The organism is Terriglobales bacterium, from assembly GCA_035691485.1.
Lineage (GTDB): Bacteria > Acidobacteriota > Terriglobia > Terriglobales > Acidobacteriaceae > JAIQGF01.
Genome location: DASSIZ010000069.1, coordinates 91,616 through 114,263, shown reverse-complemented (window position 1 = coordinate 114,263; position 22,648 = coordinate 91,616). Strand labels below are relative to the sequence as shown.

The 22,648-nt window shown below is 60.7% G+C and carries 18 protein-coding genes and 1 tRNA gene; 15 read left to right on the top strand and 4 right to left on the bottom strand.

All coding sequences use genetic code 11. The annotated features are described in order from the left end of the window. The first annotated feature begins 60 nt into the window (after positions 1 to 60). From VFI82_08895 to VFI82_08870, 6 genes are all read left to right on the top strand, one after another. The gene (locus VFI82_08895) at positions 61 to 384 is read left to right on the top strand and encodes a PilZ domain-containing protein (protein HET7184791.1); all 324 of its coding nucleotides are present in this window, start codon (positions 61 to 63) and stop codon (positions 382 to 384) included. Positions 385 to 402: 18 nt separating this feature from the next. Continuing rightward, the gene (locus tag VFI82_08890; GenBank protein HET7184790.1) at positions 403 to 1,182 is read left to right on the top strand and encodes a response regulator transcription factor; all 780 of its coding nucleotides are present in this window, start codon (positions 403 to 405) and stop codon (positions 1,180 to 1,182) included. 173 nt (positions 1,183 to 1,355) lie between these two features. Then, a tRNA-Ser gene (locus VFI82_08885) sits at positions 1,356 to 1,445 on the top strand. Positions 1,446 to 1,481: 36 nt separating this feature from the next. After that, complete coding sequence (locus VFI82_08880) at positions 1,482 to 3,260, top strand: GMC family oxidoreductase (protein ID HET7184789.1); 1,779 nt, start codon at positions 1,482 to 1,484, stop codon at positions 3,258 to 3,260. Positions 3,261 to 3,402: 142 nt separating this feature from the next. Next, positions 3,403 to 6,099 carry a bifunctional acetaldehyde-CoA/alcohol dehydrogenase gene (adhE, locus tag VFI82_08875; protein HET7184788.1) on the top strand — a complete coding sequence of 899 codons (2,697 nt, stop codon included), beginning with the start codon at positions 3,403 to 3,405 and terminating at the stop codon, positions 6,097 to 6,099. A gap of 10 nt (positions 6,100 to 6,109) precedes the next feature. After that, a complete protein-coding gene (locus VFI82_08870) occupies positions 6,110 to 7,735 on the top strand; it encodes a wax ester/triacylglycerol synthase family O-acyltransferase (protein HET7184787.1) in 1,626 nt (541 codons plus the stop codon). On the opposite strand, the gene VFI82_08865 is transcribed toward VFI82_08870, so the two are convergent. After that, positions 7,732 to 8,226, bottom strand: a complete 495-nt coding sequence (locus VFI82_08865; GenBank protein HET7184786.1) for a polyhydroxyalkanoate synthesis regulator DNA-binding domain-containing protein — start codon at positions 8,224 to 8,226, stop codon at positions 7,732 to 7,734. The genes VFI82_08870 and VFI82_08865 overlap by 4 nt on opposite strands. Before the next feature lie 108 nt (positions 8,227 to 8,334). Here VFI82_08865 and VFI82_08860 point away from each other — a divergent pair, with 108 nt between their 5' ends. Together VFI82_08860 and VFI82_08855 are read left to right on the top strand one after the other, a co-directional pair. Further along, positions 8,335 to 9,264: a hypothetical protein gene (locus VFI82_08860; protein ID HET7184785.1), complete on the top strand. Its 930-nt coding sequence runs from the start codon at positions 8,335 to 8,337 to the stop codon at positions 9,262 to 9,264. Between the two features lie 250 nt (positions 9,265 to 9,514). Further along, a complete protein-coding gene (locus VFI82_08855; GenBank protein ID HET7184784.1) occupies positions 9,515 to 10,291 on the top strand; it encodes an alpha/beta fold hydrolase in 777 nt (258 codons plus the stop codon). A gap of 52 nt (positions 10,292 to 10,343) precedes the next feature. Here the strand turns inward: VFI82_08855 and VFI82_08850 are convergent, their stop codons facing one another. Then, positions 10,344 to 11,993 carry an AarF/UbiB family protein gene (locus VFI82_08850; GenBank protein HET7184783.1) on the bottom strand — a complete coding sequence of 550 codons (1,650 nt, stop codon included), beginning with the start codon at positions 11,991 to 11,993 and terminating at the stop codon, positions 10,344 to 10,346. Between the two features lie 246 nt (positions 11,994 to 12,239). Then, on the bottom strand, positions 12,240 to 12,584 hold the full coding sequence (locus tag VFI82_08845; protein HET7184782.1) for an STAS domain-containing protein: 345 nt from the start codon (positions 12,582 to 12,584) through the stop codon (positions 12,240 to 12,242). Between the two features lie 292 nt (positions 12,585 to 12,876). Here VFI82_08845 and VFI82_08840 point away from each other — a divergent pair, with 292 nt between their 5' ends. The 6 genes from VFI82_08840 (at position 12,877) to VFI82_08815 (ending at position 19,021) form a co-directional block, all read left to right on the top strand. After that, a complete protein-coding gene (locus VFI82_08840; GenBank protein HET7184781.1) occupies positions 12,877 to 13,581 on the top strand; it encodes a FadR/GntR family transcriptional regulator in 705 nt (234 codons plus the stop codon). Positions 13,582 to 13,599: 18 nt separating this feature from the next. Next, the gene (locus VFI82_08835) at positions 13,600 to 14,775 is read left to right on the top strand and encodes a 4Fe-4S dicluster-binding protein (GenBank protein HET7184780.1); all 1,176 of its coding nucleotides are present in this window, start codon (positions 13,600 to 13,602) and stop codon (positions 14,773 to 14,775) included. Between the two features lie 16 nt (positions 14,776 to 14,791). Further along, positions 14,792 to 16,018, top strand: coding sequence for a transketolase C-terminal domain-containing protein (locus tag VFI82_08830; protein HET7184779.1), 1,227 nt, complete (start codon positions 14,792 to 14,794; stop codon positions 16,016 to 16,018). Between the two features lie 44 nt (positions 16,019 to 16,062). Further along, a complete protein-coding gene (locus tag VFI82_08825; protein HET7184778.1) occupies positions 16,063 to 17,079 on the top strand; it encodes a thiamine pyrophosphate-dependent enzyme in 1,017 nt (338 codons plus the stop codon). An 82-nt stretch (positions 17,080 to 17,161) separates the two neighbouring features. Continuing rightward, positions 17,162 to 18,721 (top strand): oxalate/formate MFS antiporter, encoded by a 1,560-nt coding sequence (gene oxlT / locus VFI82_08820; GenBank protein ID HET7184777.1) that lies wholly within the window; start codon positions 17,162 to 17,164, stop codon positions 18,719 to 18,721. Positions 18,722 to 18,859: 138 nt separating this feature from the next. After that, complete coding sequence (locus VFI82_08815; GenBank protein HET7184776.1) at positions 18,860 to 19,021, top strand: hypothetical protein; 162 nt, start codon at positions 18,860 to 18,862, stop codon at positions 19,019 to 19,021. A 24-nt stretch (positions 19,022 to 19,045) separates the two neighbouring features. On the opposite strand, the gene VFI82_08810 is transcribed toward VFI82_08815, so the two are convergent. After that, positions 19,046 to 19,789 (bottom strand): hypothetical protein, encoded by a 744-nt coding sequence (locus VFI82_08810; GenBank protein HET7184775.1) that lies wholly within the window; start codon positions 19,787 to 19,789, stop codon positions 19,046 to 19,048. Positions 19,790 to 20,298: 509 nt separating this feature from the next. On the opposite strand from VFI82_08810, the gene VFI82_08805 reads away from it, so the two are divergent. Next, positions 20,299 to 22,644, top strand: coding sequence for a malate synthase (locus VFI82_08805; protein HET7184774.1), 2,346 nt, complete (start codon positions 20,299 to 20,301; stop codon positions 22,642 to 22,644). The last annotated feature ends 4 nt before the right edge of the window (positions 22,645 to 22,648 follow it).

Sequence of the window (22,648 nt, the reverse complement as noted above, 5' to 3'; positions counted from 1 at the left end):
TTTCCGTATCACTTTGGTAACTTTCCCGGCCGCGAAAACCGGGTGTACTCTAAGCACTCTGTGACGAACGAAGAGATATCAACGGAATTGCGGACTGCAGTACGGTTCCCGCTCAGGCTCCCCATCGCCATCACCAGTTCTGGCGAACAACACCATGCGGAAACGCAGAACATTTCAGCCGGTGGAGTTTTGTTTAACTTGGAATCGGAAATGACGGTCGGATCGTCATTGGAATTTTCCATCCAAATGCCGGCGGCAGTGTTGGGCGCAACCACAGATGTACTGGTCACCGGAATGGGACGCGTAGTACGTTGTAGCGTCGAAGGCGGACGCCGTGCCATTGCGGCGGTGATTGACGATTACCGGTTCGAGCGTAGCCAATAGGACCTCGTGGGGAGGCACATGGCCGGGGGCCCGGTTAAGGCACAGTCCGACAGTCAAGCTGCATCTGCCGAAAGCGTTCGGCAGATCCGCGTTATCATTGCGGACTCACAGGCCATCTTCCGCGTCGGCATCCGCAAGGTTTTTGCGGTAGAAGACGACCTGCGGGTCGTCGCGCAAGCGGAGTCTCTGGGGCAAACTCTTGCCGCCGCCGCCAAGTTTCCTGCCGACGTGCTGATTTTCCAATCGGTAATTTCGGCCAACCCCCTGGAAGCCGCCTCGGAAATTCTGAAGCGCGCGCCGGAGCTGAAGATCATCGTCATTACCGCGGAGGCGGACGCCGACCAAACTGTCGAATACCTGCGGCGGGGCGTTCGCGGCATTGTGACCCATTCCGTTGCGCCTGACCTGCTGGTGAAGTGCGTGCGCAAGGTTGCCGAGGGCGAGACCTGGCTCGATAATCGCGGCGTCAACTGGGTGATCGAGGCCTACCGTTCGCAAGCCACGCTTCTGACCTCGCCACGTCCCAAAAACCGGCTCAGCGACAAGGAACTGCTGATCGTTTCCGGCGTGGCACAGGGCATGCGCAACAAGGAGATCGCGCAGGAAGTCGGTACCACCGAGCAGGTGATCAAGAATTACCTGCGCAAGATCTACGACAAGCTGGGCGTCTCCGACCGCCTCGAACTGGCGCTGTATTGCGTGCATCATCGGCTTATGGATAAGGGCGGCAGCTCTGTTGACATGGCGGAGGCGGCGGCTGCAGGCAACGGGAACGGCAGCACCTCAGGAGTCCAGTAAGCAAGAGTCAACCGCGAGTCTGCAGCGCAATCGTACGTCCTACCGCAGAGTTCCTTCCGACTTACCGCCTGGATTCGTCGATTCCTGAATTTCCCAATTCGCCAAGAGGGGCGTGGGCGGCTCGGGCCTGCGAATACGCTAGAATGAAGTAGTCCTGCCTTCGCAGTCTCTCCGGAGAGATGGCCGAGTGGCTGAAGGCGCACGCTTGGAAAGCGTGTTTACTCGAAAGGGTAACGTGGGTTCGAATCCCACTCTCTCCGCCAGCATTTTTATTATCAACGCCGGGAACAACGCCAGGCATGGCTGAGTTAAACCACAATGGGAATAAGCGCCGGCCACAGCGAATCGCTCGCTTCGCGCCGCCGCAGGACGAGTATAGTTCGGCTGAGATGGCGGCCGGCACCCCACAATTCGATTTCGACTTTATCGTGATCGGCTCCGGCTTCGGCGGTAGTGTCAGTGCCCACCGGCTGACCGAGAAGGGCTACCGCGTCGCCGTCATGGAAATGGGACGGCGCTGGACCGCCGCCGATTATCCGGAGACGAGTTGGTCGCTGCACCGCTGGTTCTGGCGGCCCAAGCTGGCGCTGCGCGGCTTCTTCAACATGCGCTTCTTCCGCCACGTCACCATCCTGCACGGTTGCGCTGTCGGCGGGGGTTCCATCACCTATGCCGCCACCCTCCTGCGCCCCCCCGACAAGATTTGGGACTCCGGGTCGTGGCGCGACCTTGCGGATTGGAAGAGGGAAATGGCGCGCCACTACGATGCTGCTTCCGCGATGCTTGGGGTAACCGAGAACCGGATTCTGGGCCCGGCGGACCGCCTGCTGCAGCGCGCCGCCGAGGCTGCGGGCGTGGGGCAGAGTTTTTATCGCACCAGCGTTGCGATCTTTCAGGGCAAGGAAGGCGACCAGGGGGGCAAGACCGTGCCCGATCCTTATCTGGGCGGAGAAGGCCCCGAGCGCACTACGTGCACCGCCTGCGGCGGCTGCATGATGGGCTGCCGTCATGGCGCCAAGAATTCCCTGGACATGAACTATCTCTACCTGGCGGAGAAACACGGCGCCCGTATTTTTGCCGAGACGCAGGTTGTCGACGTCAAGCCCCTTGGCGCCGCCGACGGCAGTGATGGATACGAAGTGCATACAGTGTGCTCCACCGCTTGGCTGCGTCGCCGGCCGCACCGGTTCACCTGCCGCGGCTTGGTCTTCGCCGCCTCCTCTCTCGGGACCATGGAGCTGATGTTTCGACTGAAGGACGGCGGTTCGCTTCCGCGCATCAGCGACAAGGTCGGCAAGCACGTCCGCACCAACTCCGAATCGCTGATCGGGGTGCGAATTCCCGGCTGCAAGGACGACCTATCGAAAGGGGTGGCCATCGGCTCGGGCATTTACATCGACGAGCACACGCACGTCGAGGCCGTGCGCTACCCGAGCGGCTCCGACGCCATAAGCCTGCTTTCCACCATCCTGACCGGCGGCCGCCCCGGCCCGCGACGGATTCTGCTCTGGCTCGCCAACTTTGCGGGCGCGCTACTGCGGCATCCGGTGAAGAGCATGCGCCTGTTTCGACCGTGGGGGTGGGCGCGCGAGTCGGTGATCCTGCTCTGCATGCAGGCGCTGGACGGCCACATCGAGATGCGCTGGCAGCGTCCCTGGTTCTGGCCGTTTCGCAAGTTCCTGGTCAGCCGCGGTGACAAGGTCCCTACCTACATTCCTGCCGCCAATGCCTTTGCCGAAAATTTCGCCCGCCTGACCGGCGGCACCGCCATGAGCATGCTCCCGGAAATCCTGTTCAACGTTCCCGGGACCGCACATTGCATCGGCGGCTGCGTGATCGCCGACTCTCCCGAGCGCGGCGTCGTTGATCATCGCCACCGCGTCTTCGGATACCGGAACATGTACGTGTGTGACGGCTCCGTGGTCGGAGCCAATCTCGGCGTTAACCCCAGCCTGACCATCACCGCCCTCGCCGAGCGCGCCATGTCGTTCGTGCCGCGTGCGGCGGATACATCGTGGAACGATACTGCCGATCCGATCGCAACTCACTCCTCAGTTTCGATAAACACGGTTCTGTGACGCACGGCACACCGTGAGGCGCCACAAGCGTGTTCCAATCTGGTACGGGTCCGAAGGCATTCCTCTTTCGTATTCTGCTCCCGCTGGTCCGACCGCGGTTAGCATGGCATGTTGCCAAGCCAAGTGCCGGAGAGAAGGCGTCATGACCACCGCAGCCCCAGTTCTCCAACCAACTCAGGCGCCACGTGATCCCGCAATTCCCGATGCGAAGCCTGCAATCATCAGCCAGGAGAGAATCGCGTACCTGGATGGCCTGGTGGCGCAGGCCGGCGCCGCCGCGGCCGCGTTTTCCCGCTACACCCAGGAAGACGTAGACCGCATTGTTCAGCCGATGGTACTGGCGGGCCTCCAACAAGCCATGCCGCTGGCGCGGCTCGCCGTCGAGGAAACGCGTCTCGGGGTCATGGAAGACAAGGCCCTCAAGAACATGGTGGCCACGGAATTCGTTTACAACTACATAAAGGACAAGCGCACCGTCGGCGCCATTCGGGAATTTCCTGAGCGCGGCCTGGTGGAGGTGGCAGAACCGATCGGAGTCATCCTGTCGATGACGCCGATCACGAATCCGACCTCGACCGTCCTCTTCAAGTGCATCATGGCGATCAAGACGCGAAACGCGGTCGTCTTCAGCCCGCATCCCAACGCCTGGCGCTGCTGCCACGAGGCGGTCAAGGTGATGTATGAGGCCGCGCTCAAGGCGGGCGCGCCCGAAGGCGTCTTCACCTGCCTGGAATCGCACACCCTGCAGGACAACGACTACCTGATGCACCACAAGGGCATCGGCCTGATCGATGCCACGGGCGGCCCCGGTGTGGTGAAAGCGGCCTACAGTTCCGGCAAACCGGCCTTGGGCGTGGGCGCGGGCAACACGCCAGTCTACTTGGAGAAGACCGCCGATCTCGACATGGCGGTGGTCGACATCATCACTTCCAAAACCTTTGATAATGGCACCATCTGCGCCTCCGAACAGACGGTCGTGATTGACGAGGAGATCTATGACGCGGTGCTGAAGAAGTTCGCTGAACTCGGCGCGCATCTTTGCAGTGATAAAGAGGCCCGGATACTCGCGCGTACTGTGATTGACCCAAAAACCGGGTGCATGCAACCACTGGCCGTGGGGCAGAAGGCGGCCGACATCGCGGGCTTTGCCGGAATCCCGGTCGAGGGCAACACCAAGCTGCTGATCGCGCCCATCCAGGGCGTCGGCCCGGAGTTTCCGCTCTCGGCGGAAAAGCTATTTCCCGTGCTCGCCGTCTATCGCGCGAAATCAACCGATGAGGCGCTAAAGACCTGCGTTGAGGTCAACCACTTCGGCGGACTCGGGCACACCGGCGTCATCTTCTCTACCAATGATTCGATCGTGCGGAAATTTGCGGAGATGATCAATGCCGGCCGCATTATCGTCAATTCGCCAGGCTCCATTGGCGCGCTCGGCGGTGTTTACAACGACATGGTGCCGACATTCTCCTTCGGCTGCGGCACTGGCGGCGGCAACAGCACCATGGACAACGTCAATGTTTTTCACTATCTCAACATCAAGCGCGTTGCCCGGAGGACTCAGGCGCACATGTGGCTCCGCATTCCGAGCGAGATTTATTTCAACCTGAACGCCGTGCAAAACCTGCGGCAGATCCCATCGCGTTCCACCGTCATCGTCACGAATGCAGCGCTGGAACAGATCGGGCACGCCGACATCGTACGACGTCACCTGCCACCCGAGACGCGCGTTCACCTGACCATCATTCCCGATGCCGAGCCGGAAGTGAGTGTGATCGCGCAAGGCGTGCAGGACTTCCACCAGTATCAGCCCGACCAGATCATTGCCCTTGGCGGCGGCGCGGTGATCGATGCCGCCAAGATCATGAAGCTCAAGTACGAATCGCCCGCGGCCGACCTGGAGCAACTCGGCGCGCCCTTCCTGGATCTTCGCAAGCGCGTGGTGAGCTTTCCCAGCGAGAAAGTGAACCGCTCGCGGCTGGTTGCGATCTCGACGACCAGCGGAACCGGCAGCGAAGTCACGCCTTTTGCCGTGCTCACCGACAAGCAACGCGGGCGCAAGGTGACCCTCGCCGATTACTCCCTAACGCCGGACGTCGCCATCGTCGATCCGCAGTTCGTGATGTCCATGCCCAAAGGCCTGACCGCCGATACCGGCATTGATTGCCTGACGCACGCGCTGGAGGCGGCGGTTTCCATCTATGCGTCGCCCTACACCGACGCCAATGCCATGCAGGCGATTCAACTGGCGTTCGAGTACCTGCCGATTGCTTTCGAGAATCCACGGAACGAAGAGGCGCGAACCATGATGCACAATGCCGCAACGATTGCGGCAATTGCGTTCGCCAACGCTTCGGTCGGCGTCAACCATGCGCTCGCACACGCCTTCGGCGCCCGTTTTCATGTGGCGCACGGACGCTCCAACGCGCTGATGCTGCCCCACGTCATCGCCTTCAACGCTTCCGTGCCGACCAAGTTCATGCCTTCCCCGAACCAGCGCACGTACGTGGCGCACAAGAAATATGCCGCCATCGCCGACCGGCTCGGCCTGGGCGGTTCCACGATCAATGAAAAAGTCAGGAACCTGGTGAGCGCTATCGAGCAACTGCTCGATCGCCTCGGATTTCCCCGTGCCATCTCGGAGATGGGCATCTCGAAAGAAGAATTTGAGCGCGCCGTTCCGGATCTCATTCAGGTTGCGTTTGACGATCCTTCCTGGCGATCGAACCCGCGAATGCCGCTGATGGGTGAGTTGTCCGACCTGCTCTGGCGCGCTTACCAGGGTCGGGGCGCCCAGTCCAGCGACACGCATCTACCAACCGGCGAAAAATTGCCGGCATGAGGGCACGGTCATGGCGGAACTGAAACAGCGCGACTCTCTTTCGTTCGGAGACGCCCTTTTTCTGTACCTGGAACGCGAGGGTATGCCGCTGCATATCGCGTCGGCCAGCATCTTCGACGGCGAAATTCCCTTGGAACAGTTCATGCGCTACATCGAGACGAAGCTCGATGTCGTGCCGCGCTATCGGCAGCGGGTAAAGATTCCGCCCTTGAATCTTGGGCTTCCAACTTGGAGCCACGATCCCGAGTTCGATGTGCGCAATCACATCCGGGAGACGCGGCTCTCCCGCAGTACCACCGCGGCGTTCAAAGAGGCAGCCGCCCGCATCCTGAGCCAGAGGATGGATCACGGGCGTCCGCTATGGGACCTGACTCTGGTGCACGGGCTCCCTGGGAACCGCACCGGACTCATCGTTCGCGTGCATCATTGCCTGGCCGACGGATTGGCCGGAATCGGCCTGATGAATGCTCTCATGGATGCCAGCCCGGCGCCGTCGCGCACCGGGTCGCATCCGCGTTCCGCCGCGCCCGCGGAAGGGCAAGAGCCATCCTTACTGGACAGCCTGGTGCAATCATCTCTTTCGGCCGTTCAGCAGTTGCTGAGCGCGCACTCGGAATTGCTGAGCTTTGCAGAAACTCTCGTCGCTGCCCCCAAGCCGCGCGATGGACGCGCGCAGGCGGAAGCCGTCCCCAACGGCACGAATCATCAGAGCGGGGTGAATCTCGCAACCGAATTCAACCGTCTGCTGCCGGAAGTTGCCGCACCGGCCGAGCGCTTGCCGTTCAATATCGTATGCCGCGGGCCGCAGAAATTTCACTGGGCCGAGATTCCGCTGGCACAGATCAAGGCCGTGAAAGACGCCTGTGGCGCCACCGTGAACGACGTGGCCCTGGCTACGATTGTCTCCGCCGTCCGAGGCTATGCGGAACTGCACCGGGTGCGGGTTCGCGGACGTTCGTTGCGCATTGTTGTTCCGGTGAGTGTTCGCGCCAAGGAAGACTCCGGCGAACTCGGAAACCGCATCACCTTTCTTCCCGTCACGCTCCCCCTGGACATCTCGAACCCGAAAAAACTAATCGCGGTTGTGCGCGAACAGATGACGCAGCTGAAAAACGCGCGTCTGGCTGAGTTTGTAGGCTTCGCCGGCACTTTGCTCGGCACCATCCCAAGCCCGCTGCAGGCTCTGCTTGGACCGCTGGTCAGCCAGTTGCCGCTCAGTATCTGCAACTTGATTTTTACCAACGTGCGCGGCCCCGAGACGCCGCTCTACCTGCTCGGGCACAAGATGGTCGCGTGTTATCCCTATGTGCCTATCGGCGGGGAGATGGGCATGAACTGTGCCGTCCTGACTTACAACGGGACCGCTTTTTTTGGCTTTACCGGTGACGTGAACGCTGTGCCTGATCTCGGGCAGTTCGAAAAGCTGCTTGCCGCCAGCTTCGGGGAATTGAAGAAGAGCCTGATCCCGACAAAGCGGAAGCGGAGACGCCAGCGTGCCGTGAAGCCGAGTCCGGACCAATCGGTGGCTGGCACGGCGCCCGTGCCCCCGCGTGTGCCACCCTCGTCGCACACACCATCGTCCCCTGAAGACGCGCCGACCCAGCCCCCGGCGCGCCACCAAACCGCGGTTGCCTAGCGTTTCACCCGCCGCCTTGGCCGCTTCGGCTTGTTTACGCGGGTTTCCAGTTCCGCGAGACGCTCGCGAAGCTCCTGCACGTCGCGCGATTCCCCGCGATTGGCCTGCATGAATCCGCTGACCGCTTCGAGAGGCGAAAGCGCTGCGTCGCGCACGCCGCTGATCCCGCTCTGCACGGCGTCTTGCAGTTTCGAGTAAGCGTCCACTGCCGACTTCACGAATTCGCGCCGCACCGTGTCCGAGGTCACGATCAGCTGCCGCAACAATTCCAGCGGCACCCCGGCGGGCTCATGGCGCGCATCCTCCAGGATGATCTGCGTCAGTGTCACGCGGGTCAGGTCCTGTCCAGTCTTGCCGTCAATCACCTGGACGTCGGTCCCATTTCGGATGAGGGCGGCGATGTCTTCCAGGTTCACGTAGCGGCTGCCGGAAGTGTCGTAGAGCCTGCGGTTGGCGTATTTCCGGATCACAACCTTTCCCGTTTTTGTCATTTTGCCTCGGCGGTGCGGTGCAACAAATTTCAAGAAGCATATTGACACATTTCCGCGAAAAGACTAGGGTTTAATCGTAATGCTGCAGCGCAGCAAATTGGAGGCATCATGCCAAGAGATACCAAGCCCCGTCCCGCCGCCCATCCCCGGCCTTCGTCTTTCCTTTCTTTGCTGACAGGGTGGGTGCAGCAAGGAGTTGAAAGCTTTTTCGCTACCCAGCGCGTGCTGGTTGACGTGGCGATGCGGCAAAACGCGATTGCCATGAAGAACCTGCGCGAGGGCCTATCCGACCCGGAGAATTCACCTTTGGCAATTCTCGCCGAACTCGCCGTCGAGGGCACTTCCAGCTTCATGGAGGCGCAGCAAATCCTGCTCAACATGGCGCAAAAGGAAAACGAGATCCTCATGGAAGGCGTCAAGGAGCGCGTCAACGGTTCCATGCCGCTGGTAGCCACCACCGACCTGGTGCGGCGCAGTATCGACACCTTCATCCGCATGCAGGAGGAATTCTTGAAGATCACGAGCAAGCAAACCATCGCCTGGCTGGAAGACGTGAAGGCCGGCAAGGGCTATCAGGGTACGCACCTGGTCGAGCTCGCCCGCGAAGGAATGGATACCTTCGTCGAGGCGCAAAAGAAGTTTCTCGACCTCGTAGCCCAGGAAACTGCCAAGGCCACGTCAGGCAAACCCGACACCGCCAAGCACGCCAAGAAAACGGAACTGCCGAAGCTGGCGCGCGAGGCGACCAACGCCTTCATCGAGGCGCAGAAGCGGCTGCTCGACGTCATCGGACAACAGATGAACGTCAATCTCAAGACGGCGACCAAGACCGTCGAGATGCTGACCCCGACGCGTTTGCTACCCATGGCCAACCTGACCGGCGAAGGAGTCAAGAACTTTGTGGACGCGGAGAAGGCGTTCATAACCTCCATGATGAAGCCGCGGGATGGTGCAAAAGTGGTGAACATGAGGGAGCGCCGCAAGCGCCCCGCATCGCGCAAGACCGAAAAGGTCCAGGCGGCGCACGCCGGCGCCTGACACGGTGGACGCGCAATGATCTGTTGACCGGCGCGCCGCAGTTCGACGGAGGCACGCCGGTCGACAGGCTTGAACATTCTCGTGCCGTGCGATATATCTCGAAACGAGCGATTGGGAATCGCGTGTCCCCTATTCTCATGCAGCAACCTGGCACCTGAGGCTAGCGGCCCTCCGCAGGTTATCGAGGCGCAGCGAAAGAGTTTCGGTCGAGCGAATGGGAACGAGACGAGGAGCTACGCGACGCAGAACCGTGGATAGCGGTGCGGCCCGGCCCCGGGTGCGCGAACACGAGGCGGATGCCAATCTTGCCATCTGGAAAGAGGCGCTGTTCGGCGCCGAGCTCCTCCTGCTGCACGCCTCGCCGGTGTTCTACGGTTTAGGGATACCACACGGTGCGGGCACGGCAGTGGTCGTAATTCCCGGCTTCCTGGGCAGCGACATCTACGTCGCCCACCTCAATTCCTGGTTGCAGCGCGTCGGGTATCGCTCGTGTTTGTCAAATATCGGCGTCAATGCCGAGTGTCCCAACCTGCTGATTCGCTATCGCCTTGCCCGGACCATTCGAACGGCGCGTCGGCAATCGGGTGCCAAAGTGCACCTGATCGGGCACAGCCTGGGAGGCATCATTGCCCGCTCGGTTGCCGCGCAGATGCCGGGAGACGTTGCTTCCGTTACCACGCTGGGAGCCCCTTTCCGCGGCACCGTCCTGCACCAGTCAGTGCTCGATGCCACCAATGTTGTCCGGCGGCACATTCTTGACCAGCATGGAGAGCGCGTGAATCCCGACTGCTATACGCCTCGCTGCACCTGCGATTTCGTGAATTCGCTGCGCGGGGAATTGCCGGAGTCGGTTGTCCAGACCGCGATCTACACGCGCGACGACGGCATCGTGAACTGGCGCTACTGTCGCAGCGGTTCCCAGGAAGTGGATTTCGAAGTTTCCGGCACGCACGTCGGGCTGGTCTTCAATCCCTCGGTGTACACCATCATCGCCGAGCGCCTGGCGGCGATCGATTCGGGGTCGTAGCGCCTGGTTGGTTCCGAAATGCCGGTTTTGAGCCCTCGGCGGAATTCTGCGATCAGGGCCGCTTTTCCGGCAGAAGACGGTTCAACAGCGCCTCTTCGCCCCGCACCCACAAACGGCTGGGATAGAGCAGCGCGCTGCACTGCAGTGTCAGCCAGTCCTTCGCCTGGACCGGAGAGCGAAACGCGGCGGGATTGGCCATCCAGCGCTGCGCCAGGTGGCGCGCGAGCGAGAAGCCGATTCCCGGCTTCACTCCCGCGACATCCTCCACGATCCCGTCCAGCGTCAGCAGCACCTTCGACAACATGATCAGCGGAGCAGGGAAGCGGATGCCCTGCACCGCCAGCCTCTCCAGCAGCCGCATGACATCCGCTCCGCTGGGCAGCTTTGTCGCCGGCATCTCCTCCAGCATTCGAGTCACGCAACGCCGGATCGTCCGTGCCTGCGGCGAACGCGTCTTAATCCGGAACTGGCTCAGGGCCCGCGCCGCCTCGGCCGTTCCCACCGGATCGCGCACCGTCATGGCCAGGAACAGCAGCGCCAGGTGGCGGCGCTGGACATGAGTCAGTCGTTCGCGCAAAGCCCAATCAATAATGATCAACTCCCGGGTCGCGCTGTTGTAAAGCAGGTTGCCGGCGTGAGGGTCGGCGTGGAACAGGGTGTTCTCGTCGGCGGCAAACAGCGGCACCGCCACCAGCGCTTCCACCAATTGCTCGGCGATCTGACGCCGCCGCCAATCCGGCAGGTGCGCCGCTGCATTCGTTACCTTTACGCCGCGCTCCTCCGTGAGGGCGGTAATCGTGGGCGTGCACAGCGCTGAAATCAGCCTTGGCACGCGCACCTTCTTTTCGTTCCGGTACTGTTCCCACGCTTCCAGCAGCGTCTTCTGCTCGCGCGCGAAGTCCACTTCGTGTTGCAGCAGCCGGCGCACTTTCTGGAAGGTGTCCGAGATCACGTGACGCCCGAATCCGTATTCGCGGTGCCGCGTCCCGAACCACTGTGCCAGGCCGTGCAGGAATTCCATGTCTTCGGCGAAGCAGTCGGGGATGTGCGGCTTCAGGACTTTGAACACGCCGCGCTGGCGCTTGCCCGTGTCGGCATCCAGCCAGGTGAAACGCACCACCGCGCTGACGCTCGCCTCCGACAAAATACCGGGCTTGATTTGGACCTGCAATTCGTCGAGGCGGGCGCCCAGTTGCCGGCGGATAATCGCCGCCATGTCCTCTGGACGAACATCCCGAATTCCGTTTTCCAGCTTTGCTAGCGCGTTGCGCAGTGCCGGACTCAGGTGCCTATTGCGGGCGATCACCTGGCCGAGCTTTTGCAGTCCCGGCACTTTTGCGATCAGCCGCAGCAGGCGCGCTTCCGCCGACGTTTTCGGCGGCAGTTCCAGTTGTTCCAGTAATTTCGGCGCCAGCCTTCCCGCCGACAGGTGGGTAACTACGTACATCATCGCGTCGCGTACCGGCGCTCGCCATGCCGCGTATGCCTCGGGCACCAGAGCCTCCACCGGCACCAGTTCGCGCACGATCCATCGCGCCATGGTCTCGCGCAGCTGTTGGCCCCCAGGACTGGACAATGCAGCTTCAATCGCGCTGACGCGTTCGCTGGTCGTCGCCGCCGGCGGAAGCATAGCCGCCGCCGCTGCGCGTAGTTGTTCCGGCGTCATCTGTGATAACTGGCTTTCGATCAGCGATGCGTGCATCGGCCGCTCCGCAACAACAGCACCTTCATTCGCCGATTATTGTAGAGCGGCGGCTCGCCAAGGCGCGGTGACGCAAGCCAACGTTTACGTTTCGACGAAGCCGGCGTTCCAATTCGGCAATCGGAGAAACCTGTGCGTGGGGCGAGTGCTTCAGTCAGTCAAGAAATTGGCTTAAGCTCATCTGATCGAATCAGGTTCGGCGTCCGTGCAGCATCGGCTCACGGGCGCCTTTACATGTTCGCATTGTTACGCCCCCGCGCCGGTGGGAAAGTTTTCGAACATGCCGTGCAGCCTGGTGATCTCCACCACGTCCTGCACGCGCTTGTTGGGATTGCAGAACTTCAGGTCGCTGCCGCTGCCCTTGGCCGACGCCCACACGCTGACAAAGGCCCCGATCCCGGTGCTGTCCACCAGGGTCACATTCGACAGGTCCACGCGAATTGGTTTCTGCTCGGCAAACAGGTCACGTACGGTCTTGGAAAATAAGGTCCACGAGTCCAGGTTTACCCGCCCGGTGCAGCGCACGATGATTTTTTCGGGCTGACGATCCACCTCCATTTGCAATACCGGGCTTTTGGCTTCGGCGCACATAGGGGTCCCTCTCCTCGGAACTCGTTCAGGATTGTACTCCGCGAGACGGTCAAAGCCTGAATCATCATCCGGGTTAGGGCGCGCACGCCGGGGATGCTGGTTTGCTGCTGGCCCGCGCTCTTAACGCAGCGGAGCTCCTCCATGCACGATGATCTGAATGCGAACCCGATGTCCGGTCATCACCGGCCGTTCCGTTTTGGTCACAATGCCGGGTGATGCCAATCACTGCGGGATTTTCTGCGCGGCCTAGACTGTGCACTGGTCGGGTTGTCAGACCAGTTGCAGAATGCCCTTGGCCAGCACCCTCAAGCCGCCCTTTGAAGTCCGCAAAGACAAGGTCTACGACCAGGTCGCGCGGAAACTGGAACAGTTCATCCTCCAGGAGCTGAAGCCCGGTGACAAGCTCCCCTCGGAACGTGAACTGGCAGCTTCGTGCAAAGTCAGTCGCAGCTCCATCCGCGATGCCATTCGCCGGCTGGAAATGATTGGCTTGGTGGAACCGCGACAGGGTGCCGGGACGATCGTTCGCGACATCTCTCCTGACGCGCTGGTGAACCCGCTGTTCTCCGCGCTACTGCAAAAGCGCAAGCACGTTGCCGAGTTGCTCGACGTCCGCATCATTGTCGAGCCTCCGATCGCCGCGCGCGCCGCGCGCCACATTAGCGCCGAACAGCTCGCTCGCCTGGAGCAGATCCTGCAAAGCCAGGCCAACAAGGTGGCTAGCGGCGAGTTCTCCATCGACGAGGACGCCGAGTTTCACTACATCATCGCCGCGGCCGCCAACAATTCCGTGGTCTTGCATGTAGTGGACGTGCTCATGGACCTGCTCCGGGAAACTCGCGAACGCAATATGCAGTTCGAAGGAAGGCCACAAAAGTCCTTCGAAGGTCATAAACGCATTTTTACCGCACTTTGCCGGGGGGAAGCCAAGGCCGCGGAAGTGGCCATGCGCCGACACCTGGAGGAAGTCACGCAACTCGTACTCATGCAGCACTAAACGAATGGAGGTCGCCAGATGGGCCAGTTATTTGCGATCGAAATCATCTACCGTGGGGTCTTCCAAAAGACTCTGGCGAAGAATATCTGCCGCGGAATCGTCCTGGCCGCCCACAATGAGGGCAAACCAGGCCTTTCCTTTGGCCGTTACGGGGACAGCCCCGAACGGAACGGCATTCCCGCCAAGAGCTTTGCCATTGTCGCTACCGACGATGAGACCCTGGAAAAAGGAATGGCTCAGTACGAGCCCAAACAAACCGACGTCACCGTTGTCCTGGACGACACGCTCTGCAAAGGGATCGAGTCCTGGGGCTGGTACGGCGTCCAGCCTGTGACCGAGCACCTCAAGGCGGGCGCGACCCTGATCGTTGCCTCGCTGGAGCAGCCCACCACCCTGCTGAAGGCGCTCCACACCCACGATAAGCCCTACAAGCTTGGCGTGGTCCGTGGCGTCACCAGCTTCTCCGGTATGTGGGTCTTCAAAGATGATCACACTGACGTGCGTATCCTCGGTGCCATCGTCAAGGCTTTGCCGGAACTTGCAAAGTTCTCCGCGTTGGAGAAATTCATCAGCGGCAGTCTGAAGAATCCTTTAAAAGTCACCTCCGCCCGCAATGTCTTCGACAAGTTCTCCACCATCGACGTGAAGCCCGGCACCGGCAATGCCGAAAAACTTGAGCACTTCGAGCTCATCGGTTCCTCTGCCATGCGCCTGGGCGTTTCCATCCCGGGGCAGGGGCAGGGCGGTCCCTATCCTGACCCCGTCACCAAGCAGCTCGGCGGCTTCCGTCCGGTCCGCAATGACAAGTTGAAAAAAGCGACTACTCGCACCCTGCGCCCGGTAGTGAACTTCGAGACCTGCACTAAGTGCACGCTGTGCTGGCTGAACTGCCCGGATGGGTCGTTCGATGTCACGCCCGACGGCACCTATGATGCCAACCTCGAAGCCTGCTGCGGGTGCGGCATCTGCGAAGAAGTTTGCCCGGTGCCCGACTGCATCCGCATGGTTCCGGAAACCGCCTTTGTGAACAGCGCCAGCCAGTGGGAAGCCTTCCGCAAGGACAAGGCAGCCTACAAAGCGACGCTGAACACCTTGGTGGCGGCTCCGGCAGCCGAGCGTTCGCACGGTTACCGCTTCAAAGGACAGTACAAGGACCAGGCCGCCAAGGCCCTGGAAATCGCCCAGAAAGCCTAGCTAGAAGGAGAATCGTATGGCAACAATGGCAGTGGCAGAACAAAAACAAGCCGAACAGGAAGCCCTGATAACGGGTTCGGAAGCCATGGCGATCGCCTGCAAGCTGGCTGACGTGGACGTGGTCACGGCTTATCCGATTCGCCCGTACGACACGGTCATGCAATACATCACCCAGTTGAACGCTGATGGAGAGATGGATTGCGAGTTCATCGTGGCCGAGGGCGAACACTCACAATTTGAGATCGTCAAGCATGCCTCCGTCTGCGGCGCCCGCGTTTTCTGCGGCAGCAGCGGCGTGGGCTGGATGTACGCCATGGAAGCCCTCACCGTCACCCCGGCGCTGCGCGTCCCCATGATCGCCATGGTGGGCAACCGCGCGCTCGACGATCCCGGCGCTTTCGGTACCGAACACAACGATGCTCTTGCCGTCCGCGACCTCGGTTGGCTCTTGACCTGGGTTGATAGCGGCCAGGAGTGCCTCGATACCACCCTCATCGCCTACCGCGTGGCGGAAGATCCCCGCATGTTGGTGCCCTGCGCCATCAGTTGCGACGGCGCCTTCCTCACCCACTCGCAGTCGCTGATCAAGATTCCCTCGGCCGAGCAGGTCAAGAAGTTCCTGCCCCGCTACGACCGCGGCAATCTGCTGATGCACCCGGACAACGTCATCTCCATCGCGCCTCAGGTCAACGAGGACTGGGTGATGGAAGTCCGCAAGCAGAACTTCGCTGTCACCGAGCGGTCCATGGACGTCATTCGCGAAGCCTATACCGACTTCGAGAAGATTTTCGGCCGCAAGTACGGCAACCCGTTCTTCGAGGAGTTCATGACCGAGGATGCTGACGTCGTCCTGCTCGGCATGGGGACTATGTCGATGCCGATGCACGTCGCCATCCGCGATCTGCGCAAGAAAGGCATCAAGGTCGGCTTTGTTCGCCTGCGCTGGTTCCGGCCCTTCCCGGCCGAGGAGCTGGCCAAGTGCCTCAGCCGTTTCAAGGCCGTTGGCGTTGTCGATCGCGACTTCTCCTTCGGCTCTCCCTACCTGAGCGGCGTGGTCGCCACCGAAGTCAGGACCGCGTTGTATCCGGGCAAGGGACCCAAGCCGCCGGTGTTGGGCTTTATCTCCGGGCTGGGTGGTCGCGAGGTCACGTTGCAGGATGTCAAGACGATGACCGAGAAGACGCTCGAGGCTGCGGAAGGCAAGTCCGTACCGCTGACGCAATGGATCGGGCTGCGGGACTAGCACGTCTCGGACGTGTACCTGGCGCCGGAAAGGATTAGGACAACATGGCTATCTTTGTAGACGAAAAACCGACCCAAAACCTGGAGGACTTTAAGGGTGTCAAGAAAGTCCCCCACAACGAATACTACACATCCGGCCACCGCACCTGCCAAGGCTGCGAGTCGGCCCAGATGATGCGGCTGTTGGCCAAGGCCGCCGGCCCCCGCACGATCGTGCTGGGCTCGACCGGTTGCATGTACGTCGCCAACACGTCGTACTACACCACCCCGTGGGGCGTGCCCTGGATGCATACCCAGCTGGGCAGCTCCGGATCTGCTGTGCTGGGCGCGGCCGCCGCGTTCCGCGCGCAGATGCGCAAAGGCAAAATGAAAGATGAGCCCATCAACGTCATCGCCTTCTGCGGCGACGGTGGTGGCGCGGATATGGGCCTGGGCGCCATCTCGGCGACTCTGACCCATCCCGATTACAACCTCCTCATCCTCATGTACGACAACGAGTCCTATGCCAACACCGACATTCAGATCTCCGGCACTTCTCCTTACGGAGCGAACACCTCGTTCAGCTTCCCCGGCAAGAAGCGTCGCATCATGAATCACCGCTGGAAGAAGAATGTCGCGCCCCTGATGGCTATCGGACATCCCACCTGCCGGTACGTGGCGACCATTTCCACGTCCTACGCGTTGCAGGCCATGAACGTTGTCCGCCGCGCCCTCAGCATCGGTGGACCGACCTTCGTGCATTGTCTGAACCCGTGCCCCAAGGGATGGGATTTCGATCCTCTCCAGGCGCACGAGCTCGGCGAGCTGGCCGTCAACACCGGCGTTTGGCCGTTGTACGAAATCGAGAACGGCGCAGTGAAGCTCTACGGCAAATCCAAGCAAATTGCCGAGGGAAAATTCAAGCGCCTCCCGGTTCGTGATTATCTGGAAAAGCAAGGCCGTTTCAACCACTTCATCGACGAAGACATTGACTTCTTCCAGAGCAAAGTGGACGAAATGTGGACCAAGTGGCTCGTACCCGGGGTCATTCCCCTCGGGGCCGGGCTCGAGAAGGAACTCTAAATGCAGGAAAGGGCCATCCGCGCCGCGCGGGTGGCCCGTTCGCGCCTCGAAATCTCTTCGTTGCGACAGGAGGTTGATGTCTATGGCGATGCCATCGGCTGGACCCACGGCCCCTGAAGTATCGCAATCTTTTCTATCGAACCGCTGGCTCATTCTGTTCTTCAGCGTTACCAGCATGGTCGCGGTTGCAAACTTCCAGTATGGCTGGACTCTGTTTGTAGGACCTCTCCAGAAGCAGCTTAAGGTGGAGCAGGCCCTCATTCAGGTAACCTTCACCGTTTTTGTGCTGCTTGAAACCTGGCTCGTGCCCTTCGAGGGTTGGCTGGTGGATAAGTTTGGCCCTAAGCTGCTGGTTCTGCTTGGCGGCATCATGGCCGGACTTGGGTGGGTGTACAGCGCAAAAGCGGAAACCGTTACCCAACTTTATCTCGCTTACGCCGTAGCCGGAATCGGGGCGGGAATCGTTTACGGCACTGCCATTGGCAGCGCGCTGAAATGGTTTCCGGACCATCGTGGCTTTGCGGCAGGTCTGACCGCGGCCGGCTTCGGCGCCGGCTCGGCACTGACCGTGTTGCCCATCTCCAACATGATTAACTCGGCGGGCTATCAGGCGACCTTCATCAAATGGGGAATCATCCAGGGCGCCATGGTGGTCGTGTGTGCGGTCTTCCTCAAGGCGCCGCCCGATGGATGGCTGCCGAAAAGCATGATCGGCAAGGACATCGTCGCGAAGAAACGCCAGACCTTGGACGACTTCACGCCCACCGAGATGTTCGGCACAAAGAACTTCTGGTTGATGTACTTCATGATGACGCTGGTCGCCACCGGCGGGCTGATGGCTACGGCACAACTTGCCCCCATGGCCGCCAGCTTCAAGGTGGACAAGGTCATTATCAAGTTCTTGTTCTGGTCACTACCGGCCCTTGCCTTCGCCCTGCAAGCCGACCGCGTAATCAACGGATTATGCCGGCCGTTCTGGGGCTGGGTTTCCGACCATATCGGACGCGAGAAGACGATGACGCTGGCATTCGGGTTGGAATCCTGCGCCATCTATCTGCTCGTTACCTTCGCTCACAAGCCGCTGTTTTTCGTAATTTTCAGTGCTTTCACATTCTTCGGATGGGCCGAGATTTACTCGCTGTTCCCGGCCCTCTGCGGTGACTTCTTCGGACGCAAGCATGCCACCGCGAACTACGGCTTCCTGTACACCGCCAAGGGTACAGCTTCCGTGTTCGTGCCCATCGGGTCGGCCTTGGCGGCGGGGAAGGCGTTTGACTTCCGCGCTGATGTCCTGCTGCTGATCGGCGGCCTGCTGGTTGTGTTTTCCCTGTTTGTTGCGCCTTCCGTACTGCGCATCAAGCTGGGACCGGCCAAGGCCATTCTGCTGGTGGTAGCCGGACTTATCATCACCTACGGACTCGTAATGACCGTGGTGCCGAACATTCCTGGCTTCCACCTGAAGTTCACCATGCCGAAGGTGGGCTGGGCCGGCGTGTTCAAGGTCGCGATTGCTTTCGACATGATCGCGGCAGTGCTGGCCTGGTTTGTGCTGCGCAAATTGAAGCCGCCGGTCAAAGAAAAGCCTGCTTCGCCTGCGGCAGTTCTGCGGGCAGCAGAAAAAAAGGAACCCGTTCTGGTTTAGAATCGCACGTCTGTGATCCTCCGGGGGCTCGCCGGCAAACGCTGGCAGCCCCTATTTCATTTCACAAACGCTATGGGGCGTCGCTTGTAGGCGCCCTGTTTTGTGGTTCTTCCTCACTTCCGCAGCATCCAAATGTGCATGGCGCGCATTTCCGGTTTGGAAAAAGATCAGGCGCCCTGGCACCTGCGCTGGATGTACCGGGCGATGCGCAAGATGTTCGGCAAGGACCTCACCCCGGCCAAGCTCCAGATGCGCCTTCCCGGTCTTGTCTGGGGCGGTATCGCCATGCAGGCAGCTTAGGCGTCGGTCCTGCAGCCTGCCGGCCTACCTTCCGCTCTCAGTTCGCAACTGCGTCGCGCGTTTCTTTTGCGGTTGCACCCCAAACCTCAGGAGTAAGCCATTGTTCTGCACCGCCAGCCGCGTAACCTGGCCATGTACCGGCAGCCCCCACAGCAAGTCGGGATCGAAGGAGATGAAATTCTTGTCCATGCTCACGCCCTTCACTGTGCCATCGCCGGCCAATTTCTCGGGACTGATTCCCAGCAGTTCCACCACGCCCTTCGGTAAGTGCGCCACCTTCTCTTTCTCCAGCTCCAACCGGATCTGTCCCGTGTCGGTGAGCGACACCGGCCCTTCAATCGTGAACGGCACGGTCACGCCTTTCTTCGCCTGGCCGGCGATCTTCATCCTGCCTTTGTCGTTGGTGACCTTGATGTCTTGCAGGTTGTGGTCTTTCAGTTTGCTGGTGAGCAACTGGCTGAGCGAATCGTTACTCAGGAAGGCGTCTCCCGTCTTGACCAGTACGATCTTGTTTCCGATGTGCTCGGACTTTCCGTCTGTGCCGGTGGCGATGTCGGCCTCAAAGGCACGCAGCTGGATCGGCGCGCCCTCCTCGCTGACCAAGGTTCCGGACCGGATCAGTAACCGGGTCGGCGGCTTTCCGTCCGTCTTAACCTTCGAGTCGGAGGCGGAGGCAGGACTGGCTGCGGAGGTCGATAGCGCGATGAAGGTCGAGATTCCAAAAGCAAGAATCAAAGTGAGGAGAAGGTAGGGCCCGAAGCGACGCATCCTCTCTTTGATGCACCAGTCCGGAGCCAACTCCTCCTAGCGCGCCGGTCACCGCTTTTCGCGGTGAGCTCACCGCTGCCGCCACAGGTTCTGCACGGCGTTCCGTTGTCGTCCATGCCGCTGCCTCGGCAAATTGGGCACTGCCGCTGGGAAGTATTTTGCTTAGTCATCGCGGATAGTAAAGGGCAACCTTACTGCCAATTCACGCGGTGCTGAAATGTTGAATCGCCACTACTTAGGAGAGTGTCTTCTGGGCAGCTACTCGTAATAATTTCCATCTCCGCGCCGTCCGGGTTAGTGCCCACTGACGAAGCCCAATTCGGTCCTCCTCCCGGGCAAGACCGGTCAACCTCACATGCAACCTTCGCCCCACGAGTGTAAGCTGAAGCGGTACTTTCGCCGTCTTCCTTGTTCTACAATTGTCCGGTTTGCCCGGCTTATCTGGACGATCGTGTTACTTTCCGCCTGCGTGCAGCGGGCTTCAGCGAAACCTTCAGGAGGACCAGGCCATGATCCAGCAGGATGTCCTGCAAAAGTTTCCCGAGTTATTCGGGAAGAAGAAAATCAACGGCCGCGAGGTCAACGTCGAGGAAACGATCGCCACGCTCACCCGCGAGCTGCGTCCCGACATCGCCTCCGTCCTCAGCGCGCGACGCGAGTTGCTGGCATCGCCCGCGCCGGCGCGCGAGAAGTACGCCTGGCCCAGTTGGGAGGAGAAATTCGAAGATCCGCTCAGCGGCAAGCCTTGGACATTCCGCCAAATCGTGCAGGGCATGATCGACAACTTTTTCGGCCGCGAGAGCGAATGGCGCTGGCGGCTCAACGACGAGACGCCGATCCCGAAAGACGCCCATCCGCTCACCAATGCCGGTTTGGAACTCACCGGGCCGTGGGCGCCGCTGGACATGGCGTTCAACGCGCTCAACAGTCCTGCGCCCGTCAACATGCCGGACTGGGAAGACGCTTCGCCGCCTCATTTTCGCCCGTACGGCGTCTCGAGAACCCAGCCCATCGGCGTTTACCAGGCATTGCAGAACGCGAGCGAAATTCACGACGGCCGCTGGAACGAGCGCGCCTACGAAGTGGTGAAGAAGGGAAAGACGCGCTCCTACAAGATCAATAAGCCGCCCTCGCAGTGGCCGACGCGCTTCAACCGCCCGCCCGGCATGCACGTCAAGTACGACCACATTGAGGTGGACGGCCGTCCTGCGCCGGGCATGATCGCGGTCATCGTCCTCTGGACTCTCAACAACTATGACGCTCTCCAGCGCGCCGGCACCGGAGTGTATTTCTACATTCCGAAGTTGCAGACGCCGCGCGAAGCCGTGGTGCTGGAAAAGATTCTTTCGCGCATCGAGAACATTGCAGGCCTTCCGCTCGGCATACTAAAGATCAAGATTCTGTACGAGGAAGGGAACGCCGGCCGCACTCTGCCGGCGATCGCCTGGGTGCTGCGTCGCCGCCTGCTCGGTACTAATGTAGGACGGTGGGATTATCTCGGTAGCATTATCGAGATGTGGAAAGACGATCCGGAGGGAATTTTTCCCGATCCCCAGACGATTGGAATGGCAACGCCGACCATGATCGCCTATCAACGTTACAACGCGTTGATGATGCTCATGGCAGGCATGAAAAACGCCGAACTCACCCACGCCGCGCCCATTGGCGGCATGGCAGCCGTGATGATCTACCAGTCCAGCGATGCCTACGGCCGCTCCCGTTACAACCCGCTCGCGCTTCGGGCCATGGTCATCGACAAGCTGCGCGAACGCCTGCTCGGCCTGATGTTTGTGCCCGAGGGATCGCCGGAAGGACAGCCGACGCTGGATGACATTCTCGCTGGACGAGCCAAAGGACATCTTTATGACGCTTACCGCCAGAGCTGGGTGGCGAGTCCTGAGCCGGCCTACGTCGCTGCCGGCAATGAGCCGCTGCGGTTACCCGTGGCGGAACTCCAGGCACGGCTCGACGCCCAAGTTGAAACCTCCGACGTGAACGGCAAGGCTGTCCCCACCGTTCCGAGCGGGCTGAGCGATGTCGAGCGCGGCGTATTGCGATCACGCGGCCTGTTGAACTCTGAAGGCAGGATCACGCCGGCGGTCATCAGCAAGGAGATGGTGGAAACGCCGGAAAAAATCTTCTCGCCAGAGCGTTGGGACTCGATTTACGGCGTGCCCGAGGGCGAGGTCACTATCGAGCACATCCAGCACGCCTTCTACATGGCGGCCAACTACGGTTTCCAGATCCTGAACGGCAACTTCGCCGCCGCCATCGACGATTACGAGCTCAAGCTGCGTTTCATGAACGATCTTGCCACTTACCGCATCAACGTTTCCTGGCTGTGGCAGGTGGCGCGTCATGAGGCCGCCATCACCAAAGACGGCATGTTCAAACGCTCCATGCTCACCGAAGACGGCGTTGAGCTTGCCAGGAACGCCGAACCCGTGAAAGCCGGAACGCGCTTTACGCACTCGATGTTCGACAAGGTGTGGAACTACCACAACGAGTGGACGGCAGAATTCTTCGCCGAACTTGACCGCCGCGGCGATCCTGGACGCTTTGACCGCTCCAAGGCCCCGGTCATCATGGAACTGCTGAAGCGCCAGTTGCTTTCCCCGCGATACATCCAGCATAGCGCCCGCGTGCTGTTTGAGATCGGCAAGGCAAGCCCGCAGGAGCGCGCGCAAATCCTCGATGCTGTGTTTGAGTTGTCGCGCGATCAAGTAAGCAAGCGAGTGGATGCAGGAAAGATGGACCGGGTGGCGCTGGAGGCGAGCGACTATATCTTTGACATCTTCCCGGCGGCGGCGAAAAAGGAGCAGGCGGCCTCCACGTTGCAGAAGCAACGGGCTTGACCCC